We start from the raw sequence: 12,368 nt of genomic DNA, 5'->3' as shown, positions 1-12,368 counted from the left end.
ATGCGGGCGCACCAGCCGCTGTTTCGCGGCGAGACGCCGATCCAGTAAGCTCCAGGCGTCGATCGGCCGCCAGCTGAGCCGCACGCTGGCACTCATGCCCTGGCCGGGCTCCAGCGCCGTCAGGCCTTGGCCGTGATGCGCGTCGACCGGATGTGACACCGGTTCTCGACCGCTAGATAGCGGGTCTAAGCGATTGGTTTCATTGTCAGCTTCCGTCCAGATTTGTTGCGGGAATGCCCACCGCGTTACTCCTGCTATGGAGATGCCTAGGATTTTCGCGATCTCTGCATCTTCTTGCCGCGTGCCGCCCAGTGGATGAGCGGCACGCCCGGCAAGGCTTGAATACAGGAACGAATTCCACTTGGAAGCTGGTACGCCGACAATCTATTCAGCGGCCTCAACGAACTGAACTGGGATGTAATTCAGGATAGGCCCGAGCCACCGCTCGACCTCCGCAATTGGCATGTCTTTGCGCCGTGCATAGTCCTCCACCTGATCGCGCTCGATCTTGGCCACCCCGAAATAGTAGCTTTCCGGATGGGCGAGATAGATGCCGGAAACCGAGGAGCCGGGCCACATGGCATAGCTTTCGGTCAAGGTGACCCCTGCGTGGCGTTCGCCGCCGAGCAGCCTGAACAGCGTCGCCTTCTCGGTATGGTCGGGCTGCGCCGGATAGCCGGGCGCCGGCCTGATGCCGCAATAGGGTTCGCCGATCAGATCCTCCGGGGCCAGGTTCTCGTCCGGCGCATAGCCCCACAACTCTTTTCGGACACGCTCGTGCAGCCGCTCGGCGAAGGCTTCGGCGAAGCGGTCGGCGAGCGCCTTCACCATTATCGAGGAATAATCGTCATTGGCCCGCTCGAAACGCTCGGCGATCGCTACTTCCTCGATGCCGGCGGTCACGATGAAGCCGCCGAGATAATCGGCCTTGCCACTTTCGAACGGCGCGACGAAATCCGACAGGGCGACGTTGGCCTTGCCGTCGCGCTTGGTCAGTTGCTGGCGCAGCGTGAAGAAGGTCGCCAGCTCCTGCGAACGCGTGTCGTCGGTGAAAAGCCTGATGTCGTCGCCGACGGCGTTGGCCGGCCAGAAGCCGATCACGCCTTTCGGTGCGAACCATTTTTCCGCGATGATCTGCTTCAGCATCGCCTGTGCATCCTCGAAGAGCTGGCGCGCCGCCGGCCCTTGTGCCTCGTCTTCGAGAATCTTCGGATAGCGCCCCCTCATCTCCCAGGTCTGGAAGAACGGCGTCCAGTCGATATAGCGGGCGAGTTCGGCGAGGTCCCAGGTGTCGAAAACCTGCAGCCCAAGGAAGGAGGGTTTTTGCGGGACATAGCCCGACCAGTCGATCTTGTGGGCGTTTGCCCTTGCCTTGGCGAGCGGTAGGCGCAGCTTGTCGGCTTCGCTGCGCGCATGCGCGTCGGCCACCTTCCTGTATTCGGCACGCACCGTGTCGACAAAGCCGCCCTTGGCATCGTTGGACAGCAATGACGAGACGACGCCGACGGCGCGGCTGGCATCTGTGACGTAGACCGTCTGGCCGCGCTCATAGCGCGGGTGGATCTTGACCGCCGTGTGAACGCGGCTGGTCGTGGCGCCGCCAATCAGCAACGGAATGTCGAAACCTTCGCGCTCCATTTCGGAGGCGACATGCGCCATCTCGTCGAGCGACGGCGTGATCAGGCCGGAGAGGCCGATGATGTCGACGTTTTGCTCGCGCGCCGTCTGCAGAATCTTGGTCGCCGGCACCATGACGCCGAGATCGATGATCTCGTAGTTGTTGCAGGCGAGCACGACGCCGACGATGTTCTTGCCGATGTCGTGGACGTCGCCCTTGACCGTCGCCATCAGGATTTTTCCGGCGGTCTGGCGTTCGCCGGTGTCGATGCCGTTGGCGGCGTTGGCCAGCTTCTCGGCTTCCATGTGCGGCAGCAGCCCGGCGACCGCCTGTTTCATCACGCGCGCGGACTTGACCACCTGCGGCAGGAACATCTTTCCGGCACCGAACAGGTCGCCGACGACGTTCATGCCGGCCATCAGCGGGCCCTCGATGACATGCAGCGGGCGCTCGGCGGCAAGCCGCGCCTCGTCGGTATCGGCGTCGATGAACTCGGTTATGCCGTTGACCAGCGCATGCGAAATGCGCTTGTCGACAGTCCACTCCCGCCAGGCGAGATCGCGTTCCTTGGCCTCCTTGCCGGCGGTTCCCTTGAAGCGCTCGGCAAGTTCCAGCATCCGCTCGGTGGCGCTGCCGCCGCCCGCCGGCTGGCGGTTGTTGACGACGTCCTCGCAGGCTTCGCGCAGGTCCGGATCGATCGATTCGTAGACGGCAAGTTGGCCGGCATTGACGATGCCCATGTCCATGCCGGCTTGGATGGCGTGGTAGAGGAACACGGCATGCATGGCCTCGCGCACCGGTTCGTTGCCGCGAAACGAGAAGGACAGATTCGAGACGCCACCCGAAATGTGGACGTGAGGCAAGGTCCGGATGATCTCCCGCGTCGCCTCAATGAAGTCGACCCCGTAATTGTTGTGCTCATCGATGCCGGTGGCGATGGCGAAGATGTTCGGGTCGAAAACGATATCTTCCGGCGGGAAGCCGGCCTGCTCGGTCAGGAGCTTGTAAGCGCGGGTGCAGATGGCGACTTTTCGCGCCTGCGTGTCCGCCTGGCCTTCCTCGTCGAACGCCATGACGACGACAGCCGCGCCATAGGCGCGCACCAGCTTCGCATGATGTAGGAAGGCCCCCTCGCCTTCCTTCATCGAGATGGAATTGACCAGCGGCTTACCCTGCACGCATTTCAGGCCGGCCTCGATGATCTCCCATTTCGAACTGTCGATCATCACCGGCACGCGGGCGATGTCCGGCTCGGCGGCGATCAAGCTGAGATATTCGACCATCGCCTTCTTCGAATCGATCAGACCCTCGTCCATGTTGATGTCGACGATCTGGGCACCATTGGAGACCTGATCGCGCGCGATGTCGAGGGCGGCGGGGTAGTCGCCGGCGGTGATCAGTTTCCTGAATTTCGCCGAGCCGGTGACGTTAGTGCGCTCGCCGACATTGACGAACGGAATTTCCTTGGTGAGCGTGAAGGGTTCCAGACCTGACAGGCGCATTTTGCGCTCGATCTCCGGAATGGCGCGCGGCGGATATTTCCTCACCGCCGCTGCGATGGCGCGGATGTGGTCCGGCGTCGAGCCGCAGCAGCCGCCGACGACATTGACCAATCCGTCGCTCGCGAATCCTTCGATCTGCGCCGCCATGAATTCCGGGCTCTCGTCGTAGCGGCCGAACTCGTTGGGCAGGCCGGCATTGGGATAGGCACAGGTGAAGGTGTTGGCGACGCCGGAAATCTCGGCGAGATGTGCGCGCATGGCGTTGGCGCCGAGCGCGCAGTTGAGGCCGACTGTGAACGGATTGGCGTGGCGGATCGAATGCCAGAAGGCCGTCGGTGTCTGGCCCGACAGCGTGCGGCCCGACAGGTCGGTGATCGTGCCCGAGATCATGACCGGAAGATGCACGCCCTTTTCGAGGAATATCTCGTTGCAGGCGAAGATCGCCGCCTTGGCGTTCAGCGTGTCGAAGATCGTCTCGATCAGGATGATGTCGGCGCCGCCGTCGATCAGGCCGCGCAACTGCTCGCCATAGGCGATGCGCAGATCGTCGAAGCTGACGGCGCGATAGCCGGGGTTGTTGACGTCCGGCGACATCGAGGCGGTGCGGTTGGTCGGTCCCAGCGCGCCGGCGACGAAGCGTCGCTTGCCGTCTTCCTGTTGGGCGCGAATGCAGGCCCGCCGCACCAGACGGGCTCCGTCCCGGTTAAGGTCATAGACCGCGTCCTCCATGCCGTAATCGGCCTGGGCGATCGGCGTGGAGGAGAAGGTGTTGGTCTCGATGATGTCCGCGCCGGCAATCGCGTACTGGTAGTGGATTTCCTCGATCGCTTTCGGCTGCGTCAGGATCAGCAGGTCGTTGTTGCCCTGCTGATGGCAGGCGCAGCCGACGAACTTGTCGCCGCGGAACTGTTCCTCCTTGAAGCCAAGCCCCTGGATCTGCGTGCCCATCGCGCCGTCGAGAATGAGGATTCGTTCGCGCGCGGCCGATTCCAAGGCAGAACGAATCTCCGATCCATCCGCTTTGGCGACGACGGGTCCGAAAAGGGAATCCAAGGATGATTCAGAATGCACCGCAGTGAGCCTCGGCTTCAAAGATCATACACTGTGACATAAACATATCTTTATGTCAATATATGATGTGCTCATCGTAACCTTTGATACGTCATCTCATTCCCCCAAATTCCGTCAGGGCGCGACGCACAGCATCGGGACGACCTCCCGCAGACAGCGTTGAATCTCTCCAGTCTTGCCTTCAGATGTTCCTCTGGTCTATCAGAATCGGGCGTTAGGCTGGAACGAGCGGTCCGGGCCGGAGCCCGTGAAGGCTTTTGAGTATGCCTTTCATATTTTGTACTTTGGTGGGCCCGGAGGGTATTCAGAAAGCCATAAAAATCAATTGGTAAGAGATCAGTGGGACTTCAGAGCATTCAAATCTTTTCCAATGTTTTTCAATGTTGTTGTCCCACTCAGAAGTGCCTCAGTCCACCAAGCCGACGCACTGAACGCCTCACTCGGAAGGGAGGTTTGCGCAAGGTGAAAGGAAGATCGCGTCGGTGTGCAGCCTTCCTGAGAAAGGTCGCGGTAGAGCCAACTGCTGACGCTCAGCGCGAAGACATCAATGTCCTGTTATGGGGCCGTCAGAGGACCGGCCGCTTCTCGCGCCCAGAAAGCGATAGCAGACATGCAATAGGTGGTACAAAAGTCTCTAGCGTGACCCTTTCGAGACATTTGCGTGCGGCATTTGCGTCTCGAAAGCGGTTCTTCAGTGCTACCAGCACCAACGACCGTCTGCGGTCGTTCAGAACACGGGTTACCGTCTCTAAACCGGATATTGGACCGGGCAGCCGCCGGAAATTGATCGAATGGAGGTGATCGCCTGTCAGGACGCGTTCAAAAACGACCTACGACCGCGATCTTCATCGCGGCCGTTTTCATGGTGTCATTCCCGGCTATGCTGACAAGTTCTTTATGATCGGCAGCTTGCGGATCGTCTTGCCCGTCGCCGCCCGTAGCGCGTTGGCGACGGCCGGGCCGATCGGCGGCACACCGGGCTCGCCAACGCCCGTGGGCGGCTCGTCGGACGGCACAATGTGCACCTCGACGCGCGGCATCTGCTCGATCCTGAGCGGCGTATAGGTGTCGTAGTTCTCTTGGTCTATGACACCGCCCGTCAGGGTCAGCTCCTCCTGGAGGATCGCGCCTAGCCCGAAGCCGATACCGCCCTCCATCTGAGCGCGGATCTGGTCAGGATTTATCGCGGTGCCGCAATCTACCGCGCAGACGACGCGGTCGACTTTGAAATCATTTCCATCGTTGAAGGTGATCTCCACCACCTCGGCGACATAGGTCGAGAGGCTTTCATGCAGGGCCACGCCGCGGAAACGGCCTTCCGGCAGAGGCTTGTCCCAGCCTGCCTTCTCAGCAGCCAATTTCAGCACGCCGGCATGCCGTGGATGGTGACCGAGCATCGACAAGCGGAAATCGACCGGATCACGGTTCGCAGCGGCGGCGAGCTCATCGATCAGGGTTTCCATTGCGTAAGCGGTGTGGGTGGAGCCTACCGAACGCCACCACAGCACTGGGATGTTCACGTCCGTCGTGGTCAGCTCGACCTTCAGGTTCGGGATCGCATAGGGCAGGTTGGTGGCGCCCTCCACGGAGGTCGGATCGATGCCGTTCTCGATCATCGCCGCAAAGGGCGAACCGCCCGCGATCGATTGGCCCACGATGTGGTCATGGAGAGCGACGACATTGCCTTCCTTGTCGAGCCCCGCCTTGACTGCGTGCACATAGACCGGCCGGTACCGCCCACCCCGCATGTCGTTCTCGCGGGTCCACTGCACCTTCACTGGCTTGCCGGGTCCCAGTGCACGCGCTGTGGAAACAGCTTCGATAATGAGATCTGCGTCCGAGACCGCTCGGCGGCCGAAGCTGCCGCCGGTCTTCATCACGTGCAGCCTCACCTTGTCCGGCGTGGTGCCGCCTACTTGAGCGGCAGCCGCCTGATAAAGGTCGGGCATCTGGTGTCCGCCCCAGACGTCGATGGTGCCGTCTTCGTTGATTCGGGCGGCCGCGTTGAGTGGCTCGATCGAAGCATGGACAAGATAGGGGAATTCGTAGTGCCCTTGGATGACTTTCTCAGCACTGGCCAACGCTGCGGGAGTGTTACCGTCGTCGCGCGCGGTGGCCGCGCCCGGATCGTCTGCTGCCTTAGTGTATTCGGCCATGATCTCGGCCGTGCCGCGCCTTTCGGCCTTCTCTTCGTTCCAGGTCACCTCCACGAGATCGCGGCCCTTGAGCGCCGTCCACATGTCCCTCCCGACCACGGCAATGCCGCGCGGCGTCTGGACGACATCGACAATGCCGTCGAGTGCCTTGGCCTTGGAGGCGTCGAAGCTCTCGATCTCAGCGCCGAATTTCGGCGGATGGATCATAACGGCCGTATTGAGTCCATCCATCTTGAGGTCGATCGTGTAGGTCTGCGCGCCATTGGTCTTGCCGGCGGAATCGTAGCGCTTGAGGCTGTCCGATCCGATCTGGGCCCACTTGTCGCGCGGCTTTAGCGGCACGTCGTCGGGAACCGGCATTCCCGCTGCGGCTTCAGCCAGGTCACCGAAGCGCGCCTGCATCCCTGAGGCGTGCGACACGACCCCGGAAGCGACTGTGATCTCGCCGGCTGGCACGTCCCACCGCTGCGCCGCGGCCGCCACCAGCATGGCCCGTGCGGCAGCACCCGCCTTGCGGTAGCGCTCCCACGACGAGCTCATCGACGTGGAGCCACCGGTTCCCTGCGCGGCCCCTCCCCAGGCGAGATTGCCGTAGAGCGCGGTATTGCCATATCCGCCGACCACGTGGACCTGCGCCCAGGCGCCGTCGAGCTCTTCCATAACCAGGGTGGCGATGCCGAAATAGGAGCCTTGTCCCATCTCGAACTGCGACGAGTGGACGACGATTCGGTTCTCCGGTGTGATCTCGACATAGGTCTGGAAGGGGTTCGCCTGGACCGTTGCAGGCGTCGTTTGTGCGTTGGCGGGCGCGGCCATCATTAGCCGGTAGCCCACGGCGAGGCCCGCGGTGGTGACGGCCGTGCCGAGGAGGAACTGGCGGCGCGTAGGCCCCACGGCATTATGCTTCGGGAGAAACTGCAACATGCCTCAAGTCTCCAGCCGGTTGGCGGTCTCGTGGATGGCCGCGCGGATGCGATGATAGGTGGCGCAGCGGCAGAGATTGCCGCTCATCGCCGAATCAATATCATCGTCCGTCGGCTTCGGCGTCTCTGTCAGGAGGGCCACGGCCGACATGATCTGGCCAGACTGGCAATAGCCGCATTGAGGTACGTCGAACTCGGCCCACACGGCCTGGACCGTTTCGCCGATCTTGCCCGACACGCCCTCAATGGTGGTGATCGAGGCTCCTTCGATGTCGCCGACTGCGGTCTGGCACGAGCGCGTCGGCATGCCGTTAACGTGAACCGTGCAAGCGCCGCACTGGGCAAGGCCGCAACCGAATTTCGTTCCTGTGAGTCCGATGCCGTCACGGATCGCCCAGAGCAGCGGCATCTCTGGATCGACGTCGAGTGTTCGCGCCTCGCCATTGAGGGTAAAAGCGACCATGGTTTGCTCTCCTTGTCCTGAGCTGGCTATCTCGTTGCGCCTCCGCCCGGCTAGGAACCGGATTCTTATTGCTGAGGCATAGCGACCACAGACTAGGATCGCGCAGCTCGAGCAACAAGCCGCTAGCTGGCAATCGCGAGATCGTGAAGTGGCTCGTGTCGAAAGGCTGGAGGCAACTGAATGTCATTTTTGGGCCGACCGGCCGGTCAGTTTCCGGCTCGATGACCTGGTTGGCAGTCATTCCGCTTCTAAGCCTAAACCCCAGACATGAACTGTAGCAGCATCATAAAAGACGACATCAAGCGGCGATTTTTCGTTGCGCTGCACCGCTAGCTCGTTCGCGTGGTTCATGATCCGCTGGTTATCCGCGGATGCTGGTTCACCATAGATGCCAACACAGAGCTTGCGAAACTTGCCACGCGCTATGCGGTTAAGGATGTGGTCGTCATTCGTAGCGAGCGAATGGCCGAAAATGAAGAAGCAATGGCTGGCGGTCTTCACATTCGCGGTGAACTGCTTGAAGCCTTGGTACAGGTAGGCATTGTGACGGATCTTCGCCTTCTTCTCGGCGCTGGTGGGCTGATGAAGGGCGGCTTAGGGTCATGATTTCCGGTTCATCGCGCTGCAATGACCGATGAGTCACAGACGCTGCATTTCGCGCTAGACCGCAGCTGCGGTATTCTCGATCATACGCTCAGCCATCCTATTCGCACCTCGTTGCCGCCGTTCGCCGCACCTATCGATCGGAGGCCTTCCAGCCTCGCGATAGCCGCGCTATGTGGCTGCACACAACCTGACGACGAACAGGAGCAAGATTGGACACATAGAAGCCAGCACAAGATCGCCCTCCCCCTGTCCTTGCTCGTTTTCAACGAAAACAATCAAACTGAGTGCTGCGGGGATAGCGAGCTCGATTTGGCCCACTTCAGAGCGAAGTCGGCCATAAGCCCATTGATATAATTTTGGTGGGCCCTGAGGGTGCTTGGAAAGTCAGAAATATCAAAGGCTATTCGACAGTGGGACTGTGTTGCGTTACTATGCTCTCCGGTCTTTTCCGGTTGATTTGTCCCACCCTGATGCCGATTGCGGTCATTCGCCGCTGCCTTGGTCAATTCCCGATTCCACAAGCATCCGGTCCTGAGTGGGCAGACGGCCTTCCTAGTGGTAATTAGTCAGCGACACGTTGACCGTTCTCGTCATGCGGGTGAATCTACGTTCGACCATATACGTCGTCGAAGCGAACGATATCATCCTCGCCGAGATAATCGCCGCTCTGCACTTCAATGATCACCAGGTCAATTCTGCCTGGGTTCTCCAGCCGATGCTTATGGCCGCAGGGGATGTAGGCTGATTGGTTTGTCGCCAGGAACAACTCCTGCTCGCCATTGACGATTTTCGCGGAGCCGCTGACCACGACCCAGTGCTCCGAACGATGATAGTGCATCTGCAGGCTCAGCCGCCGACCGGGCTTCACCTCGATGCGTTTGATCTTGAAGCGCTCGCCTTCCTCGAGAACCGTGTAGGTACCCCACGGCCGGTGTACCGTGCTATGGACCAGGTGAGCTTCATGTCCTGAAGCCTTGAGGCCCTCGAACAGCTTCTTGACGTCCTGAACGCGGTCGCGGGATGCGACAAGCAAAGCGTCCGGGGAATCGACGATCACCAGATCGCTGACACCGACCGTGCCGATGACGCGCTTGTCGGAGCTCACATAGCTGCCGGTCGTGTCGACCATATGCACATCGCCGCGTATCCTGTTCCCGCTTTCGTCGGGGGCGATCAAATCGGCCATTGCGTTCCAGGATCCGATGTCGTTCCAATCCATGTCGCAGGCAACCACGGCAAGTTTGTTCGTCTTCTCCATGACAGCGTGGTCGAGCGAGATTCGCGGGGCGGAGCCGAAATGCTCAGGCGCGAGTTCGATTTTGGCAAAGCCTTCGCCTTGACTGAAGCGCCCGTTCTCGTAGCTGTCGGAGACGGCCTGGATCACCGCGGGGCAATGCGATGCCATCTCGTTGAGCATGGTTTGTGCGCTAAAGCAGAAAATGCCGGCGTTCCAGAAGAAGCGCTTGGACGCGACATAGGCTTTGGCTGTGTCCAGATCCGGTTTTTCAACGAAACGGACGACTTTTTCACCATCCGCTTCGATATAGCCAAATGCCGTGTCCGGTCTGGTTGGGGTGATGCCCAATGTGGCGATCCGCCCGAGCTTCGCATGTTCGATGGCCCGGCACATGACGTCTAAAAATGCAGGCAGGTTGCCAACCATGTGATCGGCTGGGAAGACGCATAGAATCGCGTCAGGGCCTTGCGTTGCCTTGGCATGGATGGCGGCTGCCGCAACGGCTGCGGCCGTATCCCGGCCTTCAGGCTCGAGCAGAAAGGTGCGTGGCAGGACCACGGAATCTAGTTCGTCGAACTCGTCCTTGGTAAGGAAGAGGTGTTCCCCAGATGTCACGGCGACGAGTTCCACTACGCCCTTTATCGAACCGACGCGCAGGACAGTGTGCTGAATGAGAGAATGTCCATCTGCTACTTTAAGGAAAGGTTTGGGGTGCGATTGCCTCGAAGCGGGCCATAGCCGCGATCCGGCTCCACCGCTGATGATGACGGGAACCACTTTCATTAAACAACCTCGATTTCGTCTCTGGACGTCATTGCCCGCGCCCTTAGCGTCAGCGTCACGACCGCCGTCGCTCTAGGATGGTCTTGCGGCGCTCCGAGTAACAGCGAAGTTCTGGCGCGTTGCCGGACGGCCGCAGATGAATGATCTCGTCATTCTGTATTCGTGCCCTAAGGCCGTTGGTTTCATCGACGTCGGCAACAGTCCCGAATGGAGCCAAGAACTGCTGCAGTGTGTCCGGATCCTCAAGCCTGCGGATCAAGCTGAGCAGCTGCGGGACATTTAGCGTATGCCATGGCCCGCCTCTCGTGGATTGCGGTCGATGTCTCTATGCCTGTTCGTTCCATTTGCCGAATTGCCCAGGTAGCGGTCTTAATCAAGATGAGAGATTCTTTGGCTGCCTTCTATCAAAATCAAACGACTTGGGTCCTTCAGATCGAACTCAATTACCCGCGGTACGAAAAGGCGTGCATATCGTGTAAAGGCGCTCGTCGGAGGAAACCGAACTACAGTATCGCAGCGCCCGAGAAGATACATCTCAACGAGGGCGGAAATTGCGCCGTCCATCCCAAGTGCTGCAGTGTGTAAGGGGCCGTCTTGATCGGATCGGAAATGCTTGGGGACGGTGAGAAGATCGGGAAACTTGGCCGACAGATGATCCAGGATTTGCGCGCTGTCCGTGCACAAGAACAGCCGCACAGGCTTGGGGTGCGGTAACGCTTTAGCCTTATCAACCGCAGTGCACACTTGTCGAACGGCGAACTCCGGATCGGCCCAGTAGGGCGCATGGTCCATGATGTCTTCACCGTTACCATGTCGAACATGAACCCCGATGATGCTGTGCCCCTCAAAACATTCTTGGTAAATGGCATCTATGCGTGTTTGAATTTCAGACCGAGGCTTGACACTCTGGAAGACCTGCCGCTCGGCATCCTCATCGCAGCGCCACATCAAGCAAGCGTCACACACTACTGTGTTCGCTTCGACATCGTGTTCGGCCTGAAAGAGCTCGCCCAACTCGTCGCGCTCTTGGAAAATCTGCTCATCTGGGCGGTAAAGGCAGTCGATCGCTGGCCTATTCCACCACTCCGGGAAGAATGGACCCGGGAAGGAAAAGTCGTTGATCCGGTCGTCGCAAATAGCCGGTACGCCAGCGATGTCATTGATCGGTTGGAAGAACACCGGAAAGGCATTTGTGAAGGGTTGGTCGAGATAGCAGGACCCGCGCCAGTCGACGGCTAGCGTTCGTCCCGACCGCTGAGCGTAGCGCCAAGCGGCCGCCAGCGACCACAGACAATCACCGAACCCCGTACGCCTCTGAGAGACGACGAACCTGCGCTTTACCAATCCACTGACCTGCATTTTCGGAAATCTCGTTTCAGAGACGAGGTTGCATCTGGCTTGGGATCTCTTAATCGATACTAGTCGACCGTTACGCCGGGCGATTTGGTAGAGGCTGCGCGTGGGGCAGAAGAGCTCCTCAGCACTGCCTATCCTTATCTCTGTGACGCTCGCAAATCTTGACGCCGGGTACGCTCGCTTCCGGTTTAAATTCAGCGTTCTCTAATGCGCCCGGCGACATGTGTAAAATTGATTGCGTGAATGTGGCCCATCCATGTGATGGATACTAAGGCGTTCCTTGACCATGAGCCTCTGCTGACGTGGGGCCGCGCTTTGCTAAGCGAAACAACCGGTCGAGACAGTCCACAAAGTCCCTGTTTCAAGTCCAATTCTTAACTGCCTCAACGTAACATGTCATTTGCGGGCGTTTCCTGAAGGACGGATGTGCAGGACCCGCCAGCCGTGAATGTCAGGCGCAGGCCATCCACGTCATTTATGGCCATCATGGCGTCCGGTCCCATCGAAAGATGCGACACGGCGCCCTCTGACGCTTTCAAGTGCGCCAACATGGCGCAATTCCTGCCGGATAGCTTTCGAGCCGGCTGGACTGAGCGACTGGCACGCGATGCTGTGCGACGATGTCCGGGAGAGGAATTTTGGCGTCTGCAGCC

At 59.9% G+C, this 12,368-nt stretch carries 7 protein-coding genes; all 7 read right to left on the bottom strand.

Annotated features, from left to right (window positions below; all coding sequences use genetic code 11):
• Nucleotides 1-384 precede the first annotated feature (384 nt).
• Nucleotides 385-4,191: a methionine synthase gene (gene metH / locus NKI85_RS24225; protein WP_352778336.1), complete on the bottom strand. Its 3,807-nt coding sequence runs from the start codon at nucleotides 4,189-4,191 to the stop codon at nucleotides 385-387.
• A gap of 878 nt (nucleotides 4,192-5,069) precedes the next feature.
• On the bottom strand, nucleotides 5,070-7,271 hold the full coding sequence (locus tag NKI85_RS24220) for a xanthine dehydrogenase family protein molybdopterin-binding subunit (protein WP_352690738.1): 2,202 nt from the start codon (nucleotides 7,269-7,271) through the stop codon (nucleotides 5,070-5,072).
• Between the two features lie 3 nt (nucleotides 7,272-7,274).
• The gene (locus tag NKI85_RS24215) at nucleotides 7,275-7,733 is read right to left on the bottom strand and encodes a (2Fe-2S)-binding protein (RefSeq protein WP_352467057.1); all 459 of its coding nucleotides are present in this window, start codon (nucleotides 7,731-7,733) and stop codon (nucleotides 7,275-7,277) included.
• 237 nt (nucleotides 7,734-7,970) lie between these two features.
• Nucleotides 7,971-8,267 (bottom strand): DUF4917 family protein, encoded by a 297-nt coding sequence (locus NKI85_RS24210; protein ID WP_245278578.1) that lies wholly within the window; start codon nucleotides 8,265-8,267, stop codon nucleotides 7,971-7,973.
• Between the two features lie 676 nt (nucleotides 8,268-8,943).
• Nucleotides 8,944-10,359 (bottom strand): mannose-1-phosphate guanylyltransferase/mannose-6-phosphate isomerase, encoded by a 1,416-nt coding sequence (locus NKI85_RS24205; protein ID WP_352682189.1) that lies wholly within the window; start codon nucleotides 10,357-10,359, stop codon nucleotides 8,944-8,946.
• A gap of 55 nt (nucleotides 10,360-10,414) precedes the next feature.
• Entirely contained in the window at nucleotides 10,415-10,576 is a 162-nt protein-coding gene (locus NKI85_RS24200) for a hypothetical protein (protein WP_352479197.1), read from the bottom strand.
• A gap of 152 nt (nucleotides 10,577-10,728) precedes the next feature.
• Nucleotides 10,729-11,718 (bottom strand): nodulation protein NodZ, encoded by a 990-nt coding sequence (locus tag NKI85_RS24195; protein WP_352530898.1) that lies wholly within the window; start codon nucleotides 11,716-11,718, stop codon nucleotides 10,729-10,731.
• Nucleotides 11,719-12,368 lie beyond the last annotated feature (650 nt).

The sequence above is a fragment of the Mesorhizobium sp. M0571 genome (assembly GCF_040320985.1).
Lineage (GTDB): Bacteria > Pseudomonadota > Alphaproteobacteria > Rhizobiales > Rhizobiaceae > Mesorhizobium.
This window is presented reverse-complemented; position numbering and strand designations above follow the sequence as displayed.

Bases quoted from the DNA above. Each gene is read 5' to 3' on its own strand.
- NKI85_RS24220 (WP_352690738.1), bottom strand. From the start codon at position 7,271: ATGTTGCAGTTTCTCCCGAAGCATAATGCCGTGGGGCCTACGCGCCGC.
- NKI85_RS24215 (WP_352467057.1), bottom strand. From the start codon at position 7,733: ATGGTCGCTTTTACCCTCAATGGCGAGGCGCGAACACTCGACGTCGAT.
- NKI85_RS24205 (WP_352682189.1), bottom strand. From the start codon at position 10,359: ATGAAAGTGGTTCCCGTCATCATCAGCGGTGGAGCCGGATCGCGGCTA.
- NKI85_RS24195 (WP_352530898.1), bottom strand. From the start codon at position 11,718: ATGCAGGTCAGTGGATTGGTAAAGCGCAGGTTCGTCGTCTCTCAGAGG.